Here is a 26,500-nt window from a genome sequence, read left to right on the forward strand (position 1 = left end):
ATTATGAAACAAGATAAAATGACTTGATTAAAGGGTGTCTTACCTTGAAATTGATTTAAAAAAGACCCTATTCCGACTTATAATTGAACTCATAAAGATATTAGAGAATGAGAAAGGAAATATAAAATTCGTAGTTGAGTAGTTAGTTTTTATACATTGATATTTTTAGCATTAAATTGTTGATTAGAATATGGCATGATTAATGCAATAAAAGATAATATTAATTGATATAATTATGGTCAATATTGAGGTAATGGAATTGCCATATTATTAACCCCTTTATTTACACACGGAATTCAGGGTATATTTGTTGCTAGTAGTAAACCAAAAGTAGATATGAAAATTGATATACCACGATTAAAAATATCTAAAATGGGATTAGTATTTACAATATTACCTTTAATTACTTTAATAATTTCTTTAATTATTATTTGAATTGATAAATCAAAATGAAAAAAAGACCATTTAAGACATTGTTTAGAATGTCGAATTAATCCGCGTGTTATTCAACCAAGAATAGCAAAACAATGAAATAATTTAGATGGTATAACATAAGAAAATAACAAAGAATTAAATTTAAAATAGACTATATATTAGGGGTGGTTGATATTTTTGGGTGGTTATATAGTTTAATTTATAAATTATTTTGTTTTGAAAAAATAGATGGCCACTGTTTGAGTAAGGATAAGAAAGGAAATATTAAAATGGAAATTAGTAATGAAATAGTAATTGCTTTACTTGTATTAGCAGGTGCAGGCGGAATGGGTAGTCTTGGTATTCTTGGATTATCTGCTAAAAAAATTAAAAAATATAAAGCAGAAATTAGAGAATTAAGAACTGCTGTTATTGCCCACGAAAAACATTTACGAGGGCCTGATTATGCAACAGAATTAGCATTAAAAACAGGTCAAATTAAAAATGTTAAAAAACAAGTTAAAGTAAATGACAAAAAACAACAACAAAAAGATGCTATTAGACAACTAACAAATAGCATTTAAAAAATAACCAATTAAGGTTATTTTTTATTTTTCTTTATTGTGTTTTATATAAAAATTAATAAGATGTTCTATTCGTTGTGAATAAGTAAGGCCATTAAATTCATTTCAAACTTTTTCTTCATTTTCATTTAAGTAAATATTAACATTACGAATTAATTTAGAATAATATTTTTCTGTTTTTTGATTATATGAATTTTTCATAATATTAACCTTCATAATTAGCAATAATAATGGCATCTCGTAAATGATTACTTATTTTCTCATTATTATAGAATCAACCTTTACCATATTGATAAGTTAAATTATTATCTTTATCATATTTTCATATACAACTATCATTATATTTACTTAAATTTTCCATATTTTTAACAACTGATTTAGTATGTTTTGGTGATACTCAATTAACATTATTTAATTCGTGTGTATCATATTTAATTACTCCAATTATTTTTAATAAATCATCACGGTCTTTTGAACCATTAGCATTTGTATATAAACAATCTTCAATATTAATAATTGCATCTTGTTTTAACTTATCTAAAATAATATCGGTTTGTGTAATTCAATAATGATTTGTATATTCAGATTTATCAATTAATTTATTATCTTCAAAAATAGCAACGGCCGTAGTGCCAGTTCCTGATGGGTCAATACCTATTTTTATCAAGTCGCTCATTCCTCATCGTTGTTAACTGTTGGTAATACATTTGATATATCTTCTTCTTTTACTACATTATTATCTGTCAATCTTTCATTTGATTCATGTAATAAATTATTATTTGATATATTTTCGTTGCTAATTTGACTCTTATTTATGTTTATATTATTATCATTATCAATATAAATCTTTTCATCATTAGTTGTAATAACTGCTTGGTCTGATTTATAAGCTTGTTGTAATTCGACTGACATAATACCTCATTTTCGCAATAAACTAGTTAATACTGTTTTAAGTGCCATTTCATCAAAACTAGCAATATAAAATGATTTATTTTTAGCATAAGTTTTAGAATATTTCATAAAATGATTTTCCATTTGTTCTTTTGTCATATATAATGTTTTTTCAAAACCATTAACCATTTTAAAATATGCTACATAACCTATAATTGGTAATTTTTCTCTTTCATCTTCATTTTGTATTCAATTAAAACTAGTTCCTTTTAATCTATCATAATTTACTAATTCATTTTCTCTGACGTCTGATACTGACATATCTAAATATTGACCGCTTCTTTGAGCTAATTGAATATAACCTTTATAACCCATTTGAAATTGTGCTTGATTAATTCATTCTTGGATTTCACGACCATTAATAATTCTTGTTATTTTAGTATTATATGGAACGACATAAGCATATCCGAATTGCTTTTCCATAGGTAAATTTAATAAAACACCTTGATAACAAGCGGTCATAATTGTTTTTGGGTCTGCTTTTTGTAATAATTCATTACTGTTTGATATTGAAACTATATTACTCTTAAATCTTGCAATTTCATTTTCATTTGAAAATTTACTTTTTATTCATTCTGTTGCTTTATCTGTTCTTAAAAATTCAACAATATTTGCCATATTATTTTTCTCCTTTATTTATTTTAAAATTAATACCTTTAATACCAATTAAATTAATATCTTTATTACTATCTCATTGTTCTTTAATTTCATTTTTAACAATTTGTTCATCAACAATTAAATAGTTTTTAATAAGATTAATAAGTTCTAATTTATCAGCTTTTTGTAAAAAATCATCATTAATACCTATAACTTCAATATCTTTAACTAATAATTTTTCTTTACGAAAATTACTAGTAATAATTTTTAATTCTTGCTCTTGTTTTGCTACACTTTTAATTTCTAAAAATTGTTCTTTTTTGTGATTTTCAATAATTTCATTTTGTTTTTGAAATTGAATATTAATAACACTATTTTTAAAAGAATCATGATTACTTTTAATATTATTTTCTAAATTCAAAATATCTTTTCTAATAAAATTTAATTCATCTTTAAAATTTTTTATTAATTCTAATGGTTCTCTAAAAATATAATCAATTTTTGAAACTACTAGTTTTAAATCTTTTAGTGATTGTGATTTATATTCTCCATTTATTAATCAAGCTTGTTGTCGATATATAAATTCTGCTAATTCTTGCCCATTTTCATCAATTCATTTTTTAATTGTTAATGCTTTTAAACTTAATTCTTTAAAATCATTTCCTTTTAAATAAAATGGATAAGTAATATTTTTAACTTCATTATTTAATTTTAAGTCTTCCATAATTAAATTTCCTCCAAATTCATATTCATAATTAAATTATCAATATACTCATAAGCACCGTCTTCTGAGTGACATTCTTCTAATGCTATATTAAATAAGTCTTCTTCGGTATAAACCTTACCATCTTCATCTTTTCACATATTTACTCACATCCTTGTCATTTAATATTTTTGTTTTCTAAATCAATAATTGTAGTTTTACAATAATTTAAATTTTCAGAATAAATTCTTGCCTCATCAAATGTATAAAAATATGTAGTATTTAAGCTATATTTATCTTTTGTTACTAATAAGTATCTTTTATTCATAATTTATCACCTCATAATCTGCTTCTTCATCTGCTAAATAATCACTAATTAAACTTTTAACTTCATCAATTTCATATCATTTGCAATTTAAGTCAAAATTTGTTGGCAATGAAATATTACCCACATGTCGTTCCTCATCACCAAATTTAAGATATAAATTTAACTCTAAATTATCTAAATAATCACTATCAATTTGTGCATAAATAATATCTTTATTGGTAATTTTTAATGCTTTATTACATATCATTTTTTATTTCCTCCTAATTTTGTTTTCCTAATGCTCAATGTTCATCAGTCATATCTTCAAATGATACTGAATAACTTTTAAGCATTAATTCATTTAATTTATTTTCTTGATTACATTTTAAGCAATAACCTCAATATCTTTTTTTAAGACAAATTTTATTTAACTTTTTCATATAAACCTCCTAAATTATTCCTTTGATTTTTTTCTCAAATTGCAATATTTTTCAACCATCAGAAGCTAAATCTAAAATATCGTTAATTTTGTAATATTGCATATAAGAAGCAATAACATTTCATTTATCTTTAAATAAATTTAAGTACATTTTGGCTCATTCTAAACATTGCAAATCATAATGCTTTTTATGATGTGAAATACGACAATTAATAGGTTGACAATTAACTCAATAAAATGATGTTGTTATTTCATTTCAAGTTTTATTAATATATTTACTTTTATATTCTGTCATTTATTTTTTCCTCCTAGTTTTAACTCGCTGGCACTCACTCCCAAGTGAAAGTGCCAAGCGAGAATTAGTTATATAAGTATTTATCTATTTACTTACTACGCCATCCGCCTCACTGGGGTAAGCGGTGGCGATATGTTAATTGTTTGAATGTTTAATAATCCACAGTTGTTTTTTTAATATTGACGCCAGACATATATATCTTCCTTTATCCGTGCCCATTTGTGCTTTTGCTCTGGGATTTGACGTTCAGTTTTTAAATTAAAAATTCACTCGCATTTTAAAGGACCAAATGCTATAAAACTCCAACCAACCACACTTTTCGCAAATTTAATTGTTTGTGTCACCATCTCTATTTTTATTGTCGTTTGATGTTAGCCTTGGACACATCACGACTATCGCTTAGTTATAAAACCAGCGCCGATTTATATATTTCCTCATACACTATTTCAGTACTTGCCTCGGCCGACTGTGGTAATGAGTATAAACTCATCTTCTTATGGAAGTACTTAGTTATTTAAAATAACCGTCCCACTCTGTATTAAGTTGTTTTGTAAAATTTAAGTTTTAAAAACCCAGTTTCTCAATCAAAGATAATTTTTGAATTTTCTAAACGTTTATAAAACCGCTTTTGTGTTTTATCTTTTACTTTATTCAATAAATCTTTATGTTTTTCACAAGTTCATAAAACTTTATTTGATAAAAATTCTTCGGTAATGAATGATATTACTTTATAACAATCATTAACATCACATATTTTTTGTTGCTTAATTATCATTACCTCCTTTTAGGAGTTGTTTTATTTTAAATAAAAAAACAACCCTTTAATAAGAATTGTTTTGTTCTAATTGGTTTACACTATACAAAGCATTGAACAGCAAGAGTTTACTTTAAATAATGATGCAACTTTTTTCTACAAGAAAATAGTCATTTTTTTAAGAATAATTATTTTTTTACTAAAACCCAAAATGTTAATCAAAATAGTGCTTTAAATTCATTTGTATAACCACGGAAAATGATTTTAAATTTAGATAATTCAAATGCATTAAAAATTTTACATCATCAAACTGAAAAGTTACAACAAGAAAAAACAAGTTTTCATCACCGATTAAATAAAATTAAATCAACTTTTGATGAAAAAATTTAATTGGATAATGAAGAACATTTATATGAGCCACCTACTATTACAAAAAACATTGATTTATTAAATTTTAATAAGAAAAATAATGATGCTCAATTTAACAATGAACCTGTTGAAGTTAAAATTGATCATACAGAAGTTAAAGCACAAGCTCGTGCTGTTGCTCAAAAAATAATGCAAAAAGATCAAGAAAAATTAAAGAAGTCATTAACTAATATTGATAATAAACAAACTATAAAATCAAAGTCAGTTCTAACAAATCATTTTCCTAAACTTTCTTTACCAAAATCATCACCACAAAAAGATGTTTTTTTACTCAAAGTTATAATAAAATACCAGGTCAAAAAATAAATGTTTCGCAAAAAATAACACATAATATGTCTTCAATCCAAGCAAAAAATATTGAAGAAGAAACTTATAATAAAAAGTTTGACAATAAACAAAATGAAAATAAAAAAACAGGAAAAGGAGTAGATTTAATTGTTCGTCCTGACAAGGGAAATCAATTTTATGATGAAATTGATACGATGGAATGGGATATAACAAAACGACCAAATTTAGGAGTGGAACAAACAACCAATAAATATTATCATCAAGAAGAAAAGAATTTGGAAACAAAAAAAGTTTCACAAGTTTTATCAGAAAAAGTAAAACTTCAAGATGAAACTTCTTAAGCAATTGAACTTGAAGAAGCAGAGGGAACTTATCAAATAGATAATTTTTATGCTAAGTTATTTAATTCTAATGTCAAAGAAGATTTGATAAAACAAGGCATAAACTTAAAATAAAACAAATTGGAAGAAGAAAAGCAAAAAACCTTAATCCTAATATTTTGCCTTTGACAAATAAGCACTCAAAGTCTACTGTTCAAGCAACAACAATGTTTAATAATAATTATCAAATTAAGCAATTACCAAATGGGCGTCAACGAATTACTAAAATTAAGAAAAACAACATTCTTAAATGACGTGATCCAATTGTTTTAATTGCACGCCTTATGGCGATTATTGGATTAATAGTATTATGTATGTAGTGCATTTTTAGTGTTTAATAATTGAATTAATAATTCAGCTTTAGATTTATATAATTTTTTTGTAGTTAATTTTGGTAAATTTAATTTTATTACTGTTAATCATAATTATTTTTTTATGAATCGAATATTTATGTTAATTTTAATTGGGATTTATGCAATTATTGTTGTTCTTCCATTTTGTTTGGTATCAAATTTTAAAATTCAGCTTTATTGTTTTTTACCATTAAGTTTACTTTTCTTTTGTAGTGTGATTGGGATTGCATTATATAGTTATTTTTTTATGAACAATATTTTTAATTAGTCCAGTAATATTATGCAAATTATTAGTTATAGTTTTTTATTGTTGGCAAATATTTTAATGTTAGCAGCAGTTTTAAAAAGAAAAAAAGAAAGGTCTTAAAATTTATATAGTAAATTATTTAAACAATAGGAAACCAATTTCTTATCTTGGGATTTTTAATTTTCAATGTTAAAATAATAGTACTAATTAATTATTATTTATTTATAAAAAAGGAAGTGATGTGCAATGAAAAAAGTTGTTGTCGGATTATCTGGAGGGGTTGATTCTTCAGTTAGTTTATATTTATTACAACAAGCAGGTTATGATGTAGAAGGTCTTTTTATGCGGAATTGAGACAGTAAATTAAATAATGATATTTTAGGAAATAAAGCAATTAATAATGTGATTTGTCCACAAGAACTTGATTATAATGATGCTGTTAATGTTAGTAAAACATTACAAGTACCATTGCACCGTGTTGATTTTATTAAAGAATATTGAGAATATGTGTTTAAACATTTTATTAATGAATATCAAAAAGGGCGAACTCCTAATCCAGATATTTTATGTAATAAGTATATTAAATTTGACTATTTTTTAAACTATGCAATTAATAACTATCATGCTGATTTTATTGCCATGGGACATTATGCTCAAGTACGATTTAATGAAAAATTACAAGAATATCAATTATTACGGGGAATTGACCGGAATAAAGATCAAACTTATTTTTTAAGTCAGTTGAACCAAGGGCAATTATCAAAAACATTTTTTCCATTAGGAAATTTAACAAAAAAAGAAGTTAGAGAAATTGCAAGTGCACAAAATTTAAGCACAGTTAATAAAAAAGATTCAACAGGAATTTGTTTTATTGGAGAACGTGATTTTAAAAACTTTTTACAAAATTATATTCCAAATCAAAATGGTAATATTGTTGATATTGAAACAAAAGAAGTTGTTGGTCATCATAATGGGGTGATGTATTATACAATTGGTCAACGTCGTGGTTTAAATTTAGGTGGGATGAGTGAACCATATTTTGTGGCTGGTAAAAATGTAGAAAACAATATTTTATATGTTGCAAAAAGTAGTGAAGAAAAATGACTATATTCAACGAGTTGTATTATTACTGATGTTAATTGAATTAATACTTTACATGAAAAAGAATTTAATTGTACAGCTAAATTTCGTTATCGTCAAAAAGATATTCGTGTTAAAGTAACAGTTTTAAGTGATAATAAATGTCTTGTGCAATTTGCAACAAAAGTAAAAGCGATTACGCCAGGACAAGCTGCTGTTTTTTATGATGATGAAGTTTGCCTTGGGGGCGGAGTTATTAATGATGTTTATTTAGATAATCAAAAATTATGATATTTATAAGAAAGGATTACTAAAATGGCTGAAAAAATACGGGGTTATTTAAAATTAATTGTTTTTGAGTCCAATAATGGTTATCGGATTTGCAAATTTCAATTAGAAAATGATAAAACACATTTTATTTTTATTAAAGGATTTTTATCAACTTTACAGCCAGAACAATTATATGAATTACAAGGGGACTTTGTCTATAATGAACGCTATGGTGAAAATTTTGAAGTTAAGGAAATTCATAAACTTTCCCCACGGAGTAATGATGAGGTTTTAAAATATTTAACTAGTAGTTTATTTCCCACAATTGGTGAAAAAGCAGCACAAATAATTATTGATTATTATCAAACCGATGTGATTACCAAGATTAAAGAAAATTTATCAGTCTTACATGAAATTCCGGGTATTAGTGTTAAGCAAGCTAATATTATTGCAAAGGTATTTAAGTCAATGAGCCGTGATGATGAATTAAATCATCAATTTAATCAAAAAGGATTATCTTTACAAGTTTTATCTTTATTAAAAACAAAATATAATGTTGATCAGATTTATGCTTTATTAAAAAAAGATCCTTATTCATTATTATTAAAAGATAATATTGCTTTTAAAACAATTGATAAGATTTATTTAGCATTTGAACAAGAACCTTTTACTAACATTCGAATTGGTTATTATGCATGATATTTAGCAAAAGAATTTTGTAATAATAATGGTGATACTTATTTAACGTTAAATGAATTAACAAAAATCTTACAAAAGAATTTTCCTTTTTTAACAAAAAAACAGTTGTTAGCCGGATTAAAATATAGTAAAGAAATTAAATTATTAATTTTTAAGGATGATAAAATTTATGTTGCAGAAATATATCATAGTGAAATTAATATTGCTGCAATGTTAGTTGATTTGAATACGATTGATCAATATGATGATCAAAAATTAACAGAAGAGTTAGAAAAGTTAACAAATAAAAAACAAATTACTTATAATATTAATCAAACAAAAGCAATAAAGGCTGCTGTGCATTCTAATTTTTTAATTATTATTGGAGGACCTGGTACGGGTAAAACAACAGTTGTTGATGGTATTGTTAGTCTTTTTAAAAAAGTTTACCAACAATCAAAAATTGTATTAGCAGCACCAACTGGAAAAGCAGCCAAACGATTACGAGAAAAAACTGGGCAAAAAGCTTTAACAATTCATAAATTATTAAAATATGATGCTTTGACTAATCAATTTTTTTATAATGAAAATAATCCTTTGGAAAATGATATTTTAATTTTAGATGAAGTTAGTATGGTTGATAGTTTGTTATTATCACAAATTGCAAAAGCTAGTGTTAATTTGCGTAAATTAATTTTAATTGGTGACCCAAATCAATTATCGTCAGTTGCTTGTGGTGATTTGTTACGAGATATTATTCAAAGTGATGTTTTTAATGTTATTAAATTAGAAGAAGTTTATCGTCAAGAAGCTGGAAATGACATTTTAGAACTATCTTATGCAATTAAACAAGAACATTTTGAAGATAATAATTTATTTGACAAAAAAGATTTTACTTTTATTAATGAAACTGATTCACAAACATTATTAACAATTGTTGGTAATTTATATCAAAAACTTAGTGATGAATATGCAGCAGATTATAATGCTATTCAAGTAATTGCCCCAATGTATAATGGTCCAGTTGGAATTAATGCATTAAATACTTATTTGCAAAATCGAATGAATCATGCAAGTGGTCAAAAAGAAATTAAGATTGGGCATCGTTTTTTCCGAGTTAATGATAAAGTTATGCAACTGAAAAATCGACCTGAATTAGAAATTTATAATGGCGATGTTGGCATTATTGTTGATATTAAAAAAGATAAAAATTTAAATGATGTGATCTTAGTAAAATACGATAATGTAATTGCATATAGTAAAGAACTTTATTATGATATTACTTTGGCTTATGCTTGTAGTGTTCATAAATTACAGGGCAGTGATAACAAAAAGTTTTTGAATGATGTTAAAACGAAATCTAATTTATACAGCAATTACTCGTGCTAAAACTAAATTATATTTAATTGGTGAACCATCAGCATTTTTATATGGTGTTAATAATTTACCACAAAAACGGCGAACAACTTTACAAGAAAAAATTAAAACATTTTTAAAAGAACAATAATTATCATATTTTGCCTAGTTTTAATATTATCGTAAAAAATTTAACATAAAACTTGTTAAATTATAGAGGCGTTGCAATGGCACCAAGATTAGCAGATGCTATTGTAAACATATTTATTAAATTATGGCCTGTAAAAGTTTTATTAGTAGTGCGATCAAAAGCATCACTAACATAGTAAATGGTTTCATCCGGATTATCTTCAATGAATATTGCTATTATATTAACAACATGTTTTACTTGACTATTTGGTCATCAAGGCGGACTGCCTTTAATGCCAAATATTACTGGCATATCATTTTTAAGACTAAGTTTAACTAAATTTTGTAATCATAGTTTTTGTTTATCTTTTTTACCAAAATTTTGTTCTAAGACATAATTTTGATATTCTAAAAAATTTGGATGTAGTTGCAAATTAATATGTTTATTTAATATTGGAATAGCATTCACCATCAAAGTTTCATCATTTGTTTTTATTTCATTAGCTAATTCATTTTGCGATAATAAATCATTATTATTTATGTAACTAATAATAGATTTAACTGATGCTGGAACACAATAATATTTTTGCTCTTTTACTTTTTTCACCAAACCAGTTTTTTGTTATAATGGGGGTGCTTAAAATTAATATTAATAAATAACTTAATTTTAAGCAAACAGAGAAACATATATTTTATAGTTTTCATTAGTTTATATTTAAAATGTGTAATTAAAATCTCCTTTTAGTTACACATTTTTCTTTCATTGAAAATATTTTCAAAAAGTCAATTTCTATTGCTTTTTTATAATAAAGATATAAAAAGGAAATTAGTTTGAAAATATTGTTAATATAAAATAATTATGATAAAGTGAAGATTGTAGATGATTTTTAAAATATTAGTAATATTTTTAAGGTAAATGACTTTAATTAATTAAAATATGAATTAAAAAAGAAATTTTAACATCAGTTAGTACCAGAAACTGTAATTATAATATTTAAGTTTTAATTTTTTTAAGTTATAATTAAAAAGTATAAAATTAGATATTACGAAGGGATTTTAAATAGTGAAAAAACTAATGATTTTATTAGGAATGACTTTTTTGCAACGGCAGGATATAGTCCAATTATCGGTTGTAAAAAACCGCTTAAACTTGATGATACTGAAAATGGTATTGGAAAAGATATGGAAATTTTAAATAAAATTTCACAACGTGCTATCAACAATTTTTCAGTTTATGCACAAAATAAAAATACAATTAATAGTACTGAATATCAAAATAAATTTGATAAGCTGTATACAATGGTTGACAAGGAAACTGAAAGCAGAAAATTAGACCAAATGGATAAAGATGCGATAGATGCTTTAGCAACATTAAAAAATGGCTTTCTTGCTGTGTTTAATAATATTAATAATGAAATTTATAATGACTATTCAAATTATTATCCTGATAGTAAACCAATTAATTTATTAAATGATAGTTTAAGTTATGAATTAAATTTTATTGATATGGTTCAATTGCAAGCAATTTTAGATCGACCAGGATTAGAAACAGTAAAAGCAGTTAGACTAGATTTCCATTTTCAATTTGAAGCTAAGTTTAAACTTTTAACAACAACTTCAGATTATGTAATCCAATATGTTATTACTGATAATCCAGAAGAAATGAAAGTTGTTTTAAATGGGATGGTTCAAAAAATTTCAAGAGTAATTGTTAATTTTTTCAATCAAGAAGGAATTTTTCAAATTGATAAAACACCTGAATTTGCTACAATTTATCAAAATTTTGATGTAAACTATACAGCTGGTTTTGCTAATTTAGATAATATTATTTTAGAAAAGTTACAAAGTAAAATTAAAAGTGATAGCGAATTGCAAAAGTTTGTAAAGAATATTAAATATAATTCTTCAATAACTTTATTAAGTTTACTAACAAGTGCAATTAATAATACTACTAATGGTGTTAATGTTGTTCGAGAAAATACAGCTTCATATGTTTGAACCGAAAAAGGATATCAGCCTAATAAAATTACTCCAGAAAATTTTGTTAAGTTTTATCGTTCATTAGTTAATGTTTTTAATACTGGAGGTCAGAACTTACGATTAGCTGATTTTCATGTGAATTTAGCAAAAATTCAAGTGGCAGGGTTTCCATTATCTGGAGCAGTAATGAATGATGGGCAAGCATTAAAAGTTCAAGTTGAAATTACAGAGGAAGGTTTAACAAATAAGTTAATGGAATATGGACGGTTAGTAGTTGCTTTTTATAATCATTTTAAATTAGAATCAAATGAGCATTCAGAAGTATTCCATCTTAGCAAAGAAGCTTTTACTAAAATTTTAAATTTAAAAACCCGAAAATACAAAGATGTTTTAAAAATATTAATTAATGATTTTAAAGAAGCAAATCAAACAAAAAATTTACCAGGAATTGATATTTTTACAACTGGTAATTAGGAAAAACGTGTTCACAAAGTGAGTTTAAATGAAACTAAAGATACTTTTTCACTTCGTTGGCGAGCAGTTTGAAACTTTGATTTATTATTTGAAAAAAATAATGCGGTTTATTATACTGGATGAACATCAACATTATTTACCTTAGAATTTACTAAAAAATAAGTTTAATTTAAAAAAGCAAGAAAACCTTGCTTTTTTAAATTAACAATAAAAATTGCTAGCATTAATGCTATCAGGTATGTAAATAATAAATCTGGTCCGTTTATTTTAATAATAATTAAGGTTAGTATGTGAATAATAATTGTCACATTATTCATTTAATAGTTTATAAATGTTATTGTGTTGCTGATTACTACTAATAAGGAATATAACAAAATTTAAAACTAAACCTAAATTATTTATTTAATAATATTGCAAATAAATAACTATTTGTTATTGATTGCTTATTATTTGATTTATTATGTTATTTATTATTTTTTATGGTGGGCTAGATTGTTAACTATTTTTTGATTCTATATTGGAATTGAAAGGAGTAAAAATACTTAATAAGGTCCATAAATATTATTTACAATCTTTATTATATGCTTCTAGATTTTTCTGACAATAGTTTCATTTTTAATTATAAAAATATCAACCTTTTTCCTAGTTTGTTTTTAGTTGGTAAATAATTTGTTAATTTTAACTTGCATTTTAAAAGTAAACTTTATATTATTATTTTAATAACTTTAAAAAGCAATTTTTGATGTTACGGGAATTAGGTGTGAATTCTAGGCTGTCCCAGCAACTGAAAAGTGGATGAAAGCTAACATCATTCCATTGAGAAAATATTTCTTGAGAAGGAATAGTGAGTAAAGTGAAACTAAGCCAGTAGACTGATCTAAAAAAACATTGGTAAAATATCAATGGTGCACTTATAGTTATTATCTCTGGGGTTAGATGATTAATTATTTATTAGTGAAAACTATTAAATAATAATTTGAAAGATGTCAAAAAGCGTTTTTTAGTTGTTAATTTAAAGCAGTAATCCTATCAAAAGGTATTATTTAAAAGATAATAAATAATAAAATTAATTAATAATTAAGTTTAATAGCATTTGATTTAAAATGGTTTTATTTTTGCTATTGTCTTAAATTATTAATTAAAATAATCGTAGAAATTAAACATCATTTATGTGGATATGCAACAATATTCTTTTTCGTGTTGTTTAAATATCCTTACTTTTTAAATAAAAATAGCATTGATAGGTGTATTTATTGGTAATTAAATTAAGCGGAAAAGAGAGGAATAAAAAAATGACACCACATATTAATGCCAAAAAAGAAGAAATTGCAAAAGTTGTTTTAATGCCGGGAGACCCATTACGGGCAAAAACCGTTGCTGAAAAATATTTAACAAATTTAAAATTAGTAAATGAAGTTCGAAATATGTTAATGTATACTGGCAAATATAAAAACATTGAGGTAACAATTGCTGGAAGTGGAATGGGTTGTCCAAGTATTGGAATTTATTCATACGAATTATTTAAGTTTTATGATGTTGATTATATTATTAGAATTGGTTCAGCTGGAAGTTATAATCCAAATATTAAAGTTTATGATATCTTTAATGTTTGTGAAGCATTTGGCGAAAGTAATTATGCAAAAATTGCAGCTAATATTGATAGTAATTTAATTGCTGCAAGTGAAAAATTATTTAATGAAATTGAAACTGTAGCACAAGCAAAAGGAATTAAAACTCACACGGGAAAATTGCTCATGCAGCAGATGTTTTTTATCGTTATGATGATTCATTAGACTTTACTTATACTCATAAGTTAGATGTTGTTGAAATGGAATCATATGCTTTGTTTACTAATGCAATTGTTACGCAAAAACATGCAGCTACATTATTAACAGTTTCTGACCATCTTGTAACTAAAGAAGTTACTACAGCATTGGAACGCCAAAATAATTTTATGACAATCGTTGAATTAGCATTAGATACTTCTGTTCAATTAATGGATTAAAAACGAAAGGAGCAATAAAATGAAAATTGCAGTCTTTGGAACCGTTAGAGCAGGAAAAACAAAAGTTAGTGAAGAATTATATTTAATATTCTTTACAAACTTTTGCAATTCGCTATCACTTTTAATTTTACTTTGTAACTTTTCTAAAATAATATTATCTAAATTAGCAAAACCAGCTGTATAGTTTACATCAAAATTTTGATAAATTGTAGCAAATTCAGGTGTTTTATCAATTTGAAAAATTCCTTCTTGATTGAAAAAATTAACAATTACTCTTGAAATTTTTTGAACCATCCCATTTAAAACAACTTTCATTTCTTCTGGATTATCAGTAATAACATATTGGATTACATAATCTGAAGTTGTTGTTAAAAGTTTAAACTTAGCTTCAAATTGAAAATGGAAATCTAGTCTAACTGCTTTTACTGTTTCTAATCCTGGTCGATCTAAAATTGCTTGCAATTGAACCATATCAATAAAATTTAATTCATAACTTAAACTATCATTTAATAAATTAATTGGTTTACTATCAGGATAATAATTTGAATAGTCATTATAAATTTCATTATTAATATTATTAAACACAGCAAGAAAGCCATTTTTTAATGTTGCTAAAGCATCTATCGCATCTTTATCCATTTGGTCTAATTTTCTGCTTTCAGTTTCCTTGTCAACCATTGTATACAGCTTATCAAATTTATTTTGATATTCAGTACTATTAATTGTATTTTTATTTTGTGCATAAACTGAAAAATTGTTGATAGCACGTTGTGAAATTTTATTTAAAATTTCCATATCTTTTCCAATACCATTTTCAGTATCATCAAGTTTAAGCGGTTTTTTACAACCGATAATTGGACTATATCCTGCCGTTGCAAAAAAGTCATTCCTAATAAAATCATTAGTTTTTTCACTATTTAAAATCCCTTCGTAATATCTAATTTTATACTTTTTAATTATAACTTAAAAAAATTAAAACTTAAATATTATAATTACAGTTTCTGGTACTAACTGATGTTAAAATTTCTTTTTTAATTCATATTTTAATTAATTAAAGTCATTTACCTTAAAAATATTACTAATATTTTAAAAATCATCTACAATCTTCACTTTATCATAATTATTTTATATTAACAATATTTTCAAACTAATTTCCTTTTTATATCTTTATTATAAAAAAGCAATAGAAATTGACTTTTTGAAAATATTTTCAATGAAAGAAAAATGTGTAACTAAAAGGAGATTTTAATTACACATTTTAAATATAAACTAATGAAAACTATAAAATATATGTTTCTCTGTTTGCTTAAAATTAAGTTATTTATTAATATTAATTTTAAGCACCCCCATTATAACAAAAAACTGGTTTGGTGAAAAAAGTAAAAGAGCAAAAATATTATTGTGTTCCAGCATCAGTTAAATCTATTATTAGTTACATAAATAATAATGATTTATTATCGCAAAATGAATTAGCTAATGAAATAAAAACAAATGATGAAACTTTGATGGTGAATGCTATTCCAATATTAAATAAACATATTAATTTGCAACTACATCCAAATTTTTTAGAATATCAAAATTATGTCTTAGAACAAAATTTTGGTAAAAAAGATAAACAAAAACTATGATTACAAAATTTAGTTAAACTTAGTCTTAAAAATGATATGCCAGTAATATTTGGCATTAAAGGCAGTCCGCCTTGATGACCAAATAGTCAAGTAAAACATGTTGTTAATATAATAGCAATATTCATTGAAGATAATCCGGATGAAACCATTTACTATGTTAGTGATGCTTTTGATCGCACTACTAATAAAACTTTTACAGGCCATAATTTAATAAATATGTTTACAATAGCATCTGCTAATCTTGGTGCCATTGCAACGCCTCTATAATTTAACAAGTTTTATGTTAAATTTTTTACGATAATATTAAAACTAGGCAAAATATGATAATTATTGTTCTTTTAAAAATGTTTTAATTTTTTCTTGTAAAGTTGTTCGCCGTTTTTGTGGTAAATTATTAACACCATATAAAAATGCTGATGGTTCACCAATTAAATATAATTTAGTTTTAGCACGAGTAATTGCTGTATAAATTAGATTTCGTTTTAACATCATTCAAAAACTTTTTGTTATTACAAAAATAATATTATCATATTCACTGCCCTGTAATTTATGAACACTACAAGCATAAGCCAAAGTAATATCATAATAAAGTTCTTTACTATATGCAATTACATTATCGTATTTTACTAAGATCACATCATTTAAATTTTTATCTTTTTTAATATCAACAATAATGCCAACATCGCCATTATAAATTTCTAATTCAGGTCGATTTTTCAGTTGCATAACTTTATCATTAACTCGGAAAAAACGATGCCCAATCTTAATTTCTTTTTGACCACTTGCATGATTCATTCGATTTTGCAAATAAGTATTTAATGCATTAATTCCAACTGGACCATTATACATTGGGGCAATTACTTGAATAGCATTATAATCTGCTGCATATTCATCACTAAGTTTTTGATATAAATTACCAACAATTGTTAATAATGTTTGTGAATCAGTTTCATTAATAAAAGTAAAATCTTTTTTGTCAAATAAATTATTATCTTCAAAATGTTCTTGTTTAATTGCATAAGATAGTTCTAAAATGTCATTTCCAGCTTCTTGACGATAAACTTCTTCTAATTTAATAACATTAAAAACATCACTTTGAATAATATCTCGTAACAAATCACCACAAGCAACTGACGATAATTGATTTGGGTCACCAATTAAAATTAATTTACGCAAATTAACACTAGCTTTTGCAATTTGTGATAATAACAAACTATCAACCATACTAACTTCATCTAAAATTAAAATATCATTTTCCAAAGGATTATTTTCATTATAAAAAAATTGATTAGTCAAAGCATCATATTTTAATAATTTATGAATTGTTAAAGCTTTTTGCCCAGTTTTTTCTCGTAATCGTTTGGCTGCTTTTCCAGTTGGTGCTGCTAATACAATTTTTGATTGTTGGTAAACTTTTTTAAAAAGACTAACAATACCATCAACAACTGTTGTTTTACCCGTACCAGGTCCTCCAATAATAATTAAAAAATTAGAATGCACAGCAGCCTTTATTGCTTTTGTTTGATTAATATTATAAGTAATTTGTTTTTTATTTGTTAACTTTTCTAACTCTTCTGTTAATTTTTGATCATCATATTGATCAATCGTATTCAAATCAACTAACATTGCAGCAATATTAATTTCACTATGATATATTTCTGCAACATAAATTTTATCATCCTTAAAAATTAATAATTTAATTTCTTTACTATATTTTAATCCGGCTAACAACTGTTTTTTTGTTAAAAAAGGAAAATTCTTTTGTAAGATTTTTGTTAATTCATTTAACGTTAAATAAGTATCACCATTATTATTACAAAATTCTTTTGCTAAATATCATGCATAATAACCAATTCGAATGTTAGTAAAAGGTTCTTGTTCAAATGCTAAATAAATCTTATCAATTGTTTTAAAAGCAATATTATCTTTTAATAATAATGAATAAGGATCTTTTTTTAATAAAGCATAAATCTGATCAACATTATATTTTGTTTTTAATAAAGATAAAACTTGTAAAGATAATCCTTTTTGATTAAATTGATGATTTAATTCATCATCACGGCTCATTGACTTAAATACCTTTGCAATAATATTAGCTTGCTTAACACTAATACCCGGAATTTCATGTAAGACTGATAAATTTTCTTTAATCTTGGTAATCACATCGGTTTGATAATAATCAATAATTATTTGTGCTGCTTTTTCACCAATTGTGGGAAATAAACTACTAGTTAAATATTTTAAAACCTCATCATTACTCCGTGGGGAAAGTTTATGAATTTCCTTAACTTCAAAATTTTCACCATAGCGTTCATTATAGACAAAGTCCCCTTGTAATTCATATAATTGTTCTGGCTGTAAAGTTGATAAAAATCCTTTAATAAAAATAAAATGTGTTTTATCATTTTCTAATTGAAATTTGCAAATCCGATAACCATTATTGGACTCAAAAACAATTAATTTTAAATAACCCCGTATTTTTTCAGCCATTTTAGTAATCCTTTCTTATAAATATCATAATTTTTGATTATCTAAATAAACATCATTAATAACTCCGCCCCCAAGGCAAACTTCATCATCATAAAAAACAGCAGCTTGTCCTGGCGTAATCGCTTTTACTTTTGTTGCAAATTGCACAAGACATTTATTATCACTTAAAACTGTTACTTTAACACGAATATCTTTTTGACGATAACGAAATTTAGCTGTACAATTAAATTCTTTTTCATGTAAAGTATTAATTCAATTAACATCAGTAATAATACAACTCGTTGAATATAGTCATTTTTCTTCACTACTTTTTGCAACATATAAAATATTGTTTTCTACATTTTTACCAGCCACAAAATATGGTTCACTCATCCCACCTAAATTTAAACCACGACGTTGACCAATTGTATAATACATCACCCCATTATGATGACCAACAACTTCTTTTGTTTCAATATCAACAATATTACCATTTTGATTTGGAATATAATTTTGTAAAAAGTTTTTAAAATCACGTTCTCCAATAAAACAAATTCCTGTTGAATCTTTTTTATTAACTGTGCTTAAATTTTGTGCACTTGCAATTTCTCTAACTTCTTTTTTTGTTAAATTTCCTAATGGAAAAAATGTTTTTGATAATTGCCCTTGGTTCAACTGACTTAAAAAATAAGTTTGATCTTTATTCCGGTCAATTCCCCGTAATAATTGATATTCTTGTAATTTTTCATTAAATCGTACTTGAGCATAATGTCCCATGGCAATAAAATCAGCATGATAGTTATTAATTGCATAGTTTAAAAAATAGTCAAATTTAATATACTTATTACATAAAATATCTGGATTAGGAGTTCGCCCTTTTTGATATTCATTAATAAAATGTTTAAACACATATTCTCAATATTCTTTAATAAAATCAACACGGTGCAATGGTACTTGTAATGTTTTACTAACATTAACAGCATCATTATAATCAAGTTCTTGTGGACAAATCACATTATTAATTGCTTTATTTCCTAAAATATCATTATTTAATTTACTGTCTCAATTCCGCATAAAAAGACCTTCTACATCATAACCTGCTTGTTGTAATAAATATAAACTAACTGAAGAATCAACCCCTCCAGATAATCCGACAACAACTTTTTTCATTGCACATCACTTCCTTTTTTATAAATAAATAATAATTAATTAGTACTATTATTTTAACATTGAAAATTAAAAATCCCAAGATAAGAAATTGGTTTCCTATTGTTTAAATAATTTACTATATAAATTTTAAGACCTTTCTTTTTTTCTTTTTAAAACTGCTGCTAACATTAAAATATTTGCCAACAATAAAAAACTATAACTAATAATTTGCATAATATTACTGGACTAATTAAAAATATTGTTCATAAAAAAATAACTATATAATGCAATCCCAATCACACTACAAAAGAAAAGTAAACTTAATGGTAAAAAACAATAAAGCTGAATTTTAAAATTTGATACCAAACAAAATGGAAGAACAACAATAATTGCATAAATCCCAATTAAAATTAACATAAATATTCGATTCATAAAAAAATAATTATGATTAACAGTAATAAAATTAAATTTACCAAAATTAACTACAAAAAAATTATATAAATCTAAAGCTGAATTATTAATTCAATTATTAAACACTAAAAATGCACTACATACATAATACTATTAATCCAATAATCGCCATAAGGCGTGCAATTAAAACAATTGGATCACGTCATTTAAGAATGTTGTTTTTCTTAATTTTAGTAATTCGTTGACGCCCATTTGGTAATTGCTTAATTTGATAATTATTATTAAACATTGTTGTTGCTTGAACAGTAGACTTTGAGTGCTTATTTGTCAAAGGCAAAATATTAGGATTAAGGTTTTTTGCTTTTCTTCTTCCAATTTGTTTTATTTTAAGTTTATGCCTTGTTTTATCAAATCTTCTTTGACATTAGAATTAAATAACTTAGCATAAAAATTATCTATTTGATAAGTTCCCTCTGCTTCTTCAAGTTCAATTGCTTAAGAAGTTTCATCTTGAAGTTTTACTTTTTCTGATAAAACTTGTGAAACTTTTTTTGTTTCCAAATTCTTTTCTTCTTGATGATAATATTTATTGGTTGTTTGTTCCACTCCTAAATTTGGTCGTTTTGTTATATCCCATTCCATCGTATCAATTTCATCATAAAATTGATTTCCCTTGTCAGGACGAACAATTAAATCTACTCCTTTTCCTGTTTTTTTATTTTCATTTTGTTTATTGTCAAACTTTTTATTATAAGTTTCTTCTTCAATATTTTTTGCTTGGATTGAAGACATATTATGTGTTATTTTTTGCGAAACATTTATTTTTTGACCTGGTATTTTATTATAACTTTGAGTAAAAAAACATCTTTTTGTGGTGATGATTTTGGTAAAGAAAGTTTAGGAAAATGATTTGTTAGAACTGACTTTGATTTTATAGTTTGTTTATTATCAATATTAGTTAATGACTTCTTTAATTTTTCTTGATCTTTTTGCATTATTTTTTGAGCAACAGCACGAGCTTGTGCTTTAACTTCTGTATGATCAATTTTAACTTCAACAGGTTCATTGTTAAATTGAGCATCATTATTTTTCTTATTAAAATTTAATAAATCAATGTTTTTTGTAATAGTAGGTGGCTCATATAAATGTTCTTCATTATCCAATTAAATTTTTTCATCAAAAGTTGATTTAATTTTATTTAATCGGTGATGAAAACTTGTTTTTTCTTGTTGTAACTTTTCAGTTTGATGATGTAAAATTTTTAATGCATTTGAATTATCTAAATTTAAAATCATTTTCCGTGGTTATACAAATGAATTTAAAGCACTATTTTGATTAACATTTTGGGTTTTAGTAAAAAAATAATTATTCTTAAAAAAATGACTATTTTCTTGTAGAAAAAAGTTGCATCATTATTTAAAGTAAACTCTTGCTGTTCAATGCTTTGTATAGTGTAAACCAATTAGAACAAAACAATTCTTATTAAAGGGTTGTTTTTTTATTTAAAATAAAACAACTCCTAAAAGGAGGTAATGATAATTAAGCAACAAAAAATATGTGATGTTAATGATTGTTATAAAGTAATATCATTCATTACCGAAGAATTTTTATCAAATAAAGTTTTATGAACTTGTGAAAAACATAAAGATTTATTGAATAAAGTAAAAGATAAAACACAAAAGCGGTTTTATAAACGTTTAGAAAATTCAAAAATTATCTTTGATTGAGAAACTGGGTTTTTAAAACTTAAATTTTACAAAACAACTTAATGCAGAGTGGGACGGTTATTTTAAATAACTAAGTGCTTCCATAAGAACATGAGTTTATACTCATTCCCACAGCCAGCCGAGGCGAGTAATGAAACAGTGTATGAGGAAATATGTAAATCGGCGCTGGTTCATTAGAACTAAGCGATAGTCGTGATGTGTCCAAGGCTAACATCAAACGACAATAAATATTGAGATGGTGACACAAACAATTAAATTTGCGTTTAGCATTCGGTCCTTTGCATCGATGCGAGTAAATTTAATTTCAAAAACTGAGCGTCAAATCCCAGAGCGAAAGCACAAATGGGCACGGATAAAGGAAGACATATATATGTCTGGCGTCAATATTAAAAAAACAACTGTGTATTATTAAACATTCAAATAATTAACATACCGCCACCGCTGACCCCCAGTGAAGCGGATGGCGTAGTAAAAAAATAGATAAATACTTATATAACTAATTCTCGCTTGGCACTTTCACTTGGGAGTGAGTGCCAAGCAAGTTAAAACTAGGAGGAATTATAATCACAGAATATAAAAGTAAATATATTAATAAAACTTGGAATGAAATAACAACATCATTTTATTGAGTTAATTGTCAGCCTATTAATTGTCGTATTTCACATCATAAAAAGCATTATGGTTTGCAATGTTTAGAATGAGCAAAAATGTACTTAAATTTATTTAAAGACAAGTGAGATGTTATTGTTTCATATATGCAATATTATAAAATTAACGATATTTTAGATTTAGCATCCGATGGATGAAAAATATTACAAATTGACAAAAAAATAAAACAAATAAATTAAAATATATTATTGCAATTGACCCTGCTGGAATTGGAGAAACTGGTATTATTATTTATAATGTTTTGCAAAAGAAAATAATTAATAATATTACTTTTAATTCCAAAAATGAAGAAGAAGCAATAAATAATATGTATTTAATATTAAATGAGTTTAAAAATAAAATTTGTTCTTATTTAAATAAAGTTATTGTAATAATTGAAGATTATCAACTTCATAAGGGTTTAAAAATAAAAAATACATTATCTACTCCTAAATTTATTGGTGGTTTAAAAGTTTTATGCAAATATTTATTTAATTTAAAATATATTTTACAATCACCAGTCATTAAGAAAAATTATATTTATAAAGGAAATATTAAAATGTAAGAGCATGAACACGATGCTTGAAAACATTTACAGTATTTTTTAGCAAAAGGAGTTGATAAAAATGGCACAAACAAAAAGTAATTTACCTAAAAAATCAATAACTAATAAACCTAAAATAAAAAATAAAAAAGTTAATAAGTTAGAATTAACTGTTAGATTACATGAAAATCCGATTAAAACTAAGATTAAGGCTCTTGTTGCTGGTGGTGTTGAAGTTGATGCTTGTTCGGCTAAATGTCAGTGAGAAGGATTAAATTACTCAACATTATTAATATATAACCCATCTGTTTTAACTGAGTTTTTGAAATTAAAAAAAGATAATGAGATAAAAATTAAAGGCTCAGTATTTAATCAGTTAAATATAAAAACTAAACGCTATTTTTTGTCTTTTAGAGTAGATAGTTTTCAAATTATACAAAAAGCGATTAGAAAAAGAACAAATACAAATATTAAAAAATAGCAAGTAATTTAGAAAATAATAATCAGCAAATCAACGAACTACAAACAAAAAATACTGAGTTAACTTCACAAATTGAACAACAAGCAATTCAACTAAAACAAATTGAAGTAATTGATTTTATTAATTCTTCAACTGATAATGAAGATTTTAAAAATGTTTTATTAAAATCTTATGATATTACTGATGATATTGAAATCATTAAAACACAATTGCAAAGTGTTTATGATGAATTAATTAAGGTACAAACAGTTAATACTCGGGGCGTACCAAAAGTAGTAAACAAAGAAAACAATATTTTAGATACAGACAATGTATTTAATAAATAGAAAGAAGGAATAAAAATATGGATCCAAAAACAATTTTTGGCGATATTGCTAATCAAGCAACAAAACGAGATCGAGAAACATTTGAACAATGATATTTACAAACTTATCAACAAAAATTTAGTTGAGAAGCTTTATTTGCGTGAAAAGAAGCAAATAAATTTGGTTTAACATATAAAAGAAAGAAAAATATTAAATATAATGAAGGTTTGGGAGCAAACGGTCAAGTATTTAATACTGATGATAACCTACTAAAATATTCAACAGTGGAATTTGAAGATGGAATTGTTGAATTAGATACAATTTTAACTTTTGCTCGTAAATTAGACCCCATAGAAAGTAATTTTAATCTTAATCTTTGAGCAGCTTATATTGAACAAGCAATGGATACTGAAGTTGCTTATAAACGTAATAAAATTTTAGAAATTATTAATAAAGGAGCAGTTACAACTATTCAAGGCAAAAAAGCAGATGATACAAATGCTTTACAAATTCATGATGAAATTATGGATAAAATATATGAAAACGGCTTTACTCCATCAGAAACAATTGTTTTAGGTTCGGCTGATTTTATTCGTGGAATTCGTAATAAATTACAGTTACAACTTGGAGCAAACGACCAAATAAATAGTGTAATCACAAAAAGTGAAGCAATGAAAACTGTTGAAGGAACAACATACTATATGGTTCCTAAAAAATTACCAATTATTAATAAAGATGGTTCAGAAGGAACAATTGAATTATTACCAAACGGAGTTAATGTAATTGCCTTTAAGTTTAGCAAAAAAATGACCCTCTTATTTTACGCAAAAAAGACCATACTCCGTTAAGAGTTGGTGCAGCTGCGTTAGGTACTGGTATGGGTAATACTTTGATTATGGAAAGAGTTTTATATTTAGGTGGAGCAGTAGTTGAACCTAAGGGAATTATTAAACATATTGTTGCAAAAATTGATATTAATAAAATAGATAAACCAACTATACATGTTACAGATCCAACAAAAGCAACAGCCGAACAGTTAAAACCACAATTTAAAGATGTTGTTTTAAAAGCAGAAAAAGCAGTAAATAGTTCTTTAACTGAAAGTGATTTTGATTACTTTATTGAAAGTAAAGGTGAAGACTGACCAATTAATATTACAAATGATAAAACAGTTGCAGTTCAAATTGAAGGTAAAAACAACGCTACTGGTCAAACAAATCCGATTGATGTTAAAATTAAAAATTCTTAATAGTACTAAAAAATAGTACTTTTTCGTTTGATAAATGATATGCCAATTGGAACATCTAAAACAGCCCTTATTTATGCTGTTAAAAAAAATCCAACTAGATTATCAATCCAATAACAAGAAAAAAGTTTTGGTTTACAGTTATTAGAATTTTTAAGAATTCAAGTTTTAGCTCTTGGTTTATCAGTTTTAACTGGTGGTATTGCTTTGGCTGTTGGTCTTGGTGCGGGATTATTTAATTTTGCCGCAGCATTTATCTCGTTTGGAGTAGAAACAGCAACCGATTTTGCCGTAAATCAAATATATGATAAATTAACATCAGAAGTAACAGCAAAAAGTACCGCCTTAAATTTGTTACCAGCAGTTAATGACTGTTTAAGAACTGAATTTGGATTTCTTAATTAACTACAAGGGACACAAATCAGGGGGGATATTTGTATCAAATAACAAAATAAACAAAACAATATAAATAATTTAATAATGAAAGGAAAATAAAAAATGTCACAAAAAAACTCAAAAACAATCTAAAATAAAAAAATTATTAAATTATAATTACCTTAAATTGTAACTTTAATTTAAAAACAAATATTAAGAGCAAATAAAAAAAAATACAGGTTTTTGTTTTTAATTGTTATTCAGTTCAATAAATTAAGGGTATTTTTTTATTGTTTTTATAAAATTCGTAAAAAATTTACTCACACCCAAAAAATGTTTTAAAAAAATTTTATTTTGTTTATAATGTATATATGTATTAATTTAAATTTTTAAAAATAATTTTAAAGGAAGTGAAATTAATGAATAATGATGTAAAACAATTAAATGATGTTAATAATGATAAAAATGTTTTTACTTATAAACAAAATTGAAAAAAAATTTTTTTGATTTAAAAGAAGAAAATTTAGTATTAAAAGAAAAAAATATATTATTAAAAGAAAAAATGTTGTTATCTAAAAATAATTATCATAAATTTATTGTTAAAATTTTTAATTCTTGAAAATGACTTGAATTTTTAAATGAAATGACTATTTCTAAAATAAAATTTATTAAATCATTTGATAATCATTTTGTTGGAGAAAATTTAGTTGTAATTAATATTTTAAATAAAGATTTTAATAAATTTTTTAATTTATTAGAAAATGTAATTGAAAAAAAATATTTTTATATATATTAATTTAAAAA

The 26,500-nt window shown here is 24.7% G+C and carries 37 protein-coding genes, 1 pseudogene and 1 riboswitch; of the genes and pseudogenes, 20 read left to right on the plus strand and 18 right to left on the minus strand.

The features are described 5' to 3' along the window. Positions 1-3: 3 nt before the first annotated feature. Together ACZ91P_RS04890 and ACZ91P_RS04895 are read left to right on the plus strand one after the other, a co-directional pair. Positions 4-555: a hypothetical protein gene (locus tag ACZ91P_RS04890; protein WP_465155647.1), complete on the plus strand. Its 552-nt coding sequence runs from the start codon at positions 4-6 to the stop codon at positions 553-555. Between the two features lie 44 nt (positions 556-599). Continuing rightward, positions 600-998, plus strand: coding sequence for a hypothetical protein (locus ACZ91P_RS04895; protein WP_465155645.1), 399 nt, complete (start codon positions 600-602; stop codon positions 996-998). Positions 999-1,022: 24 nt separating this feature from the next. Here the strand turns inward: ACZ91P_RS04895 and ACZ91P_RS04900 are convergent, their stop codons facing one another. From ACZ91P_RS04900 to ACZ91P_RS04945, 10 genes are all read right to left on the minus strand, one after another. Beyond that, positions 1,023-1,199, minus strand: coding sequence for a hypothetical protein (locus tag ACZ91P_RS04900; protein ID WP_465155643.1), 177 nt, complete (start codon positions 1,197-1,199; stop codon positions 1,023-1,025). A 4-nt stretch (positions 1,200-1,203) separates the two neighbouring features. Beyond that, positions 1,204-1,674 carry a hypothetical protein gene (locus ACZ91P_RS04905; RefSeq protein WP_465155641.1) on the minus strand — a complete coding sequence of 157 codons (471 nt, stop codon included), beginning with the start codon at positions 1,672-1,674 and terminating at the stop codon, positions 1,204-1,206. Continuing rightward, a complete protein-coding gene (locus ACZ91P_RS04910) occupies positions 1,659-2,567 on the minus strand; it encodes a recombinase RecT (RefSeq protein ID WP_465155639.1) in 909 nt (302 codons plus the stop codon). Before ACZ91P_RS04910 ends, ACZ91P_RS04905 begins: the two co-directional genes overlap by 16 nt. 1 nt (position 2,568) lies before the next feature. Then, positions 2,569-3,270 carry a hypothetical protein gene (locus ACZ91P_RS04915; RefSeq protein WP_465157680.1) on the minus strand — a complete coding sequence of 234 codons (702 nt, stop codon included), beginning with the start codon at positions 3,268-3,270 and terminating at the stop codon, positions 2,569-2,571. A 2-nt stretch (positions 3,271-3,272) separates the two neighbouring features. After that, positions 3,273-3,410, minus strand: a complete 138-nt coding sequence (locus ACZ91P_RS04920) for a hypothetical protein (protein WP_465155635.1) — start codon at positions 3,408-3,410, stop codon at positions 3,273-3,275. A 2-nt stretch (positions 3,411-3,412) separates the two neighbouring features. Beyond that, positions 3,413-3,577, minus strand: a complete 165-nt coding sequence (locus tag ACZ91P_RS04925) for a hypothetical protein (RefSeq protein ID WP_465155633.1) — start codon at positions 3,575-3,577, stop codon at positions 3,413-3,415. Further along, positions 3,570-3,824, minus strand: a complete 255-nt coding sequence (locus ACZ91P_RS04930) for a hypothetical protein (protein WP_465157682.1) — start codon at positions 3,822-3,824, stop codon at positions 3,570-3,572. The genes ACZ91P_RS04925 and ACZ91P_RS04930 overlap by 8 nt, the downstream gene beginning before the upstream one ends. A 13-nt stretch (positions 3,825-3,837) precedes the next feature. After that, the gene (locus ACZ91P_RS04935; protein WP_465157683.1) at positions 3,838-3,996 is read right to left on the minus strand and encodes a hypothetical protein; all 159 of its coding nucleotides are present in this window, start codon (positions 3,994-3,996) and stop codon (positions 3,838-3,840) included. A gap of 9 nt (positions 3,997-4,005) precedes the next feature. Beyond that, entirely contained in the window at positions 4,006-4,290 is a 285-nt protein-coding gene (locus ACZ91P_RS04940) for a hypothetical protein (protein ID WP_465157684.1), read from the minus strand. 538 nt (positions 4,291-4,828) lie between these two features. Further along, positions 4,829-5,065: a hypothetical protein gene (locus ACZ91P_RS04945; protein WP_338989369.1), complete on the minus strand. Its 237-nt coding sequence runs from the start codon at positions 5,063-5,065 to the stop codon at positions 4,829-4,831. Between the two features lie 237 nt (positions 5,066-5,302). On the opposite strand from ACZ91P_RS04945, the gene ACZ91P_RS04950 reads away from it, so the two are divergent. The 7 genes from ACZ91P_RS04950 to ACZ91P_RS04980 all read left to right on the plus strand — a co-directional run bounded on the left by ACZ91P_RS04950 (position 5,303) and on the right by ACZ91P_RS04980 (position 10,276). Next, positions 5,303-5,434, plus strand: coding sequence for a hypothetical protein (locus tag ACZ91P_RS04950; RefSeq protein WP_465158286.1), 132 nt, complete (start codon positions 5,303-5,305; stop codon positions 5,432-5,434). Further along, positions 5,435-5,779 carry a hypothetical protein gene (locus tag ACZ91P_RS04955; RefSeq protein WP_465158287.1) on the plus strand — a complete coding sequence of 115 codons (345 nt, stop codon included), beginning with the start codon at positions 5,435-5,437 and terminating at the stop codon, positions 5,777-5,779. A gap of 26 nt (positions 5,780-5,805) precedes the next feature. Then, positions 5,806-6,102: a hypothetical protein gene (locus ACZ91P_RS04960; RefSeq protein WP_465158288.1), complete on the plus strand. Its 297-nt coding sequence runs from the start codon at positions 5,806-5,808 to the stop codon at positions 6,100-6,102. A gap of 164 nt (positions 6,103-6,266) precedes the next feature. Next, positions 6,267-6,461: a hypothetical protein gene (locus tag ACZ91P_RS04965; RefSeq protein WP_465158290.1), complete on the plus strand. Its 195-nt coding sequence runs from the start codon at positions 6,267-6,269 to the stop codon at positions 6,459-6,461. A gap of 526 nt (positions 6,462-6,987) precedes the next feature. Continuing rightward, entirely contained in the window at positions 6,988-8,121 is a 1,134-nt protein-coding gene (gene mnmA / locus ACZ91P_RS04970; protein ID WP_465158291.1) for a tRNA 2-thiouridine(34) synthase MnmA, read from the plus strand. 15 nt (positions 8,122-8,136) lie between these two features. After that, positions 8,137-10,158 (plus strand): SF1B family DNA helicase RecD2, encoded by a 2,022-nt coding sequence (gene recD2 / locus ACZ91P_RS04975; protein WP_465158293.1) that lies wholly within the window; start codon positions 8,137-8,139, stop codon positions 10,156-10,158. After that, positions 10,115-10,276 (plus strand): ATP-binding domain-containing protein, encoded by a 162-nt coding sequence (locus ACZ91P_RS04980; protein ID WP_465158294.1) that lies wholly within the window; start codon positions 10,115-10,117, stop codon positions 10,274-10,276. The genes recD2 (ACZ91P_RS04975) and ACZ91P_RS04980 overlap by 44 nt, the downstream gene beginning before the upstream one ends. Positions 10,277-10,336: 60 nt before the next feature. On the opposite strand, the gene ACZ91P_RS04985 is transcribed toward ACZ91P_RS04980, so the two are convergent. Continuing rightward, the gene (locus ACZ91P_RS04985; protein WP_465158295.1) at positions 10,337-10,861 is read right to left on the minus strand and encodes a C39 family peptidase; all 525 of its coding nucleotides are present in this window, start codon (positions 10,859-10,861) and stop codon (positions 10,337-10,339) included. Positions 10,862-11,436: 575 nt separating this feature from the next. Between ACZ91P_RS04985 and ACZ91P_RS04990 the strand changes: the two genes are divergently transcribed. Next, positions 11,437-12,708: a hypothetical protein gene (locus tag ACZ91P_RS04990; protein WP_465158296.1), complete on the plus strand. Its 1,272-nt coding sequence runs from the start codon at positions 11,437-11,439 to the stop codon at positions 12,706-12,708. A gap of 723 nt (positions 12,709-13,431) precedes the next feature. Then, positions 13,432-13,603, plus strand: a riboswitch (cobalamin riboswitch). 397 nt (positions 13,604-14,000) lie between these two features. Beyond that, positions 14,001-14,713: pseudogene (gene deoD / locus ACZ91P_RS04995) on the plus strand (purine-nucleoside phosphorylase). Here deoD and ACZ91P_RS05000 read toward each other — a convergent pair. Continuing rightward, positions 14,702-15,508 carry a hypothetical protein gene (locus ACZ91P_RS05000; protein WP_465158297.1) on the minus strand — a complete coding sequence of 269 codons (807 nt, stop codon included), beginning with the start codon at positions 15,506-15,508 and terminating at the stop codon, positions 14,702-14,704. The pseudogene deoD and the gene ACZ91P_RS05000 overlap by 12 nt on opposite strands. A gap of 575 nt (positions 15,509-16,083) precedes the next feature. Here ACZ91P_RS05000 and ACZ91P_RS05005 point away from each other — a divergent pair. Then, positions 16,084-16,608, plus strand: coding sequence for a C39 family peptidase (locus ACZ91P_RS05005; RefSeq protein ID WP_465158295.1), 525 nt, complete (start codon positions 16,084-16,086; stop codon positions 16,606-16,608). A gap of 60 nt (positions 16,609-16,668) precedes the next feature. Here the strand turns inward: ACZ91P_RS05005 and recD2 (ACZ91P_RS05010) are convergent, their stop codons facing one another. From recD2 (ACZ91P_RS05010) to ACZ91P_RS05035, 6 genes are all read right to left on the minus strand, one after another. After that, the gene (gene recD2, locus ACZ91P_RS05010) at positions 16,669-18,831 is read right to left on the minus strand and encodes an SF1B family DNA helicase RecD2 (RefSeq protein ID WP_465158298.1); all 2,163 of its coding nucleotides are present in this window, start codon (positions 18,829-18,831) and stop codon (positions 16,669-16,671) included. A gap of 15 nt (positions 18,832-18,846) precedes the next feature. Next, entirely contained in the window at positions 18,847-19,980 is a 1,134-nt protein-coding gene (gene mnmA / locus ACZ91P_RS05015; RefSeq protein ID WP_465158291.1) for a tRNA 2-thiouridine(34) synthase MnmA, read from the minus strand. A 526-nt stretch (positions 19,981-20,506) separates the two neighbouring features. Then, positions 20,507-20,701 carry a hypothetical protein gene (locus ACZ91P_RS05020; protein ID WP_465158290.1) on the minus strand — a complete coding sequence of 65 codons (195 nt, stop codon included), beginning with the start codon at positions 20,699-20,701 and terminating at the stop codon, positions 20,507-20,509. A gap of 164 nt (positions 20,702-20,865) precedes the next feature. Beyond that, on the minus strand, positions 20,866-21,162 hold the full coding sequence (locus ACZ91P_RS05025; RefSeq protein ID WP_465158288.1) for a hypothetical protein: 297 nt from the start codon (positions 21,160-21,162) through the stop codon (positions 20,866-20,868). Between the two features lie 26 nt (positions 21,163-21,188). Further along, entirely contained in the window at positions 21,189-21,533 is a 345-nt protein-coding gene (locus tag ACZ91P_RS05030) for a hypothetical protein (protein WP_465158287.1), read from the minus strand. Beyond that, positions 21,534-21,665: a hypothetical protein gene (locus ACZ91P_RS05035; protein ID WP_465158286.1), complete on the minus strand. Its 132-nt coding sequence runs from the start codon at positions 21,663-21,665 to the stop codon at positions 21,534-21,536. Between the two features lie 237 nt (positions 21,666-21,902). On the opposite strand from ACZ91P_RS05035, the gene ACZ91P_RS05040 reads away from it, so the two are divergent. The 8 genes from ACZ91P_RS05040 to ACZ91P_RS05075 all read left to right on the plus strand — a co-directional run bounded on the left by ACZ91P_RS05040 (position 21,903) and on the right by ACZ91P_RS05075 (position 26,492). Continuing rightward, a complete protein-coding gene (locus tag ACZ91P_RS05040; RefSeq protein WP_338989369.1) occupies positions 21,903-22,139 on the plus strand; it encodes a hypothetical protein in 237 nt (78 codons plus the stop codon). Between the two features lie 488 nt (positions 22,140-22,627). Beyond that, positions 22,628-22,945, plus strand: coding sequence for a hypothetical protein (locus tag ACZ91P_RS05045; RefSeq protein ID WP_465158299.1), 318 nt, complete (start codon positions 22,628-22,630; stop codon positions 22,943-22,945). Continuing rightward, positions 22,900-23,310 (plus strand): hypothetical protein, encoded by a 411-nt coding sequence (locus tag ACZ91P_RS05050; RefSeq protein ID WP_465158300.1) that lies wholly within the window; start codon positions 22,900-22,902, stop codon positions 23,308-23,310. The genes ACZ91P_RS05045 and ACZ91P_RS05050 overlap by 46 nt, the downstream gene beginning before the upstream one ends. Before the next feature lie 61 nt (positions 23,311-23,371). After that, positions 23,372-23,770 (plus strand): hypothetical protein, encoded by a 399-nt coding sequence (locus ACZ91P_RS05055; protein ID WP_465158301.1) that lies wholly within the window; start codon positions 23,372-23,374, stop codon positions 23,768-23,770. A gap of 343 nt (positions 23,771-24,113) precedes the next feature. Then, positions 24,114-24,923 carry a hypothetical protein gene (locus tag ACZ91P_RS05060; RefSeq protein ID WP_465158302.1) on the plus strand — a complete coding sequence of 270 codons (810 nt, stop codon included), beginning with the start codon at positions 24,114-24,116 and terminating at the stop codon, positions 24,921-24,923. Positions 24,924-24,952: 29 nt separating this feature from the next. Beyond that, complete coding sequence (locus ACZ91P_RS05065; RefSeq protein ID WP_465158303.1) at positions 24,953-25,324, plus strand: hypothetical protein; 372 nt, start codon at positions 24,953-24,955, stop codon at positions 25,322-25,324. 204 nt (positions 25,325-25,528) lie between these two features. Next, complete coding sequence (locus tag ACZ91P_RS05070) at positions 25,529-25,726, plus strand: hypothetical protein (RefSeq protein WP_465158304.1); 198 nt, start codon at positions 25,529-25,531, stop codon at positions 25,724-25,726. Between the two features lie 457 nt (positions 25,727-26,183). Further along, positions 26,184-26,492, plus strand: a complete 309-nt coding sequence (locus ACZ91P_RS05075) for a hypothetical protein (RefSeq protein ID WP_465158305.1) — start codon at positions 26,184-26,186, stop codon at positions 26,490-26,492. Positions 26,493-26,500: the final 8 nt, after the last annotated feature.

This window comes from Spiroplasma endosymbiont of Halictus nicosiae (genome assembly GCF_978018445.1).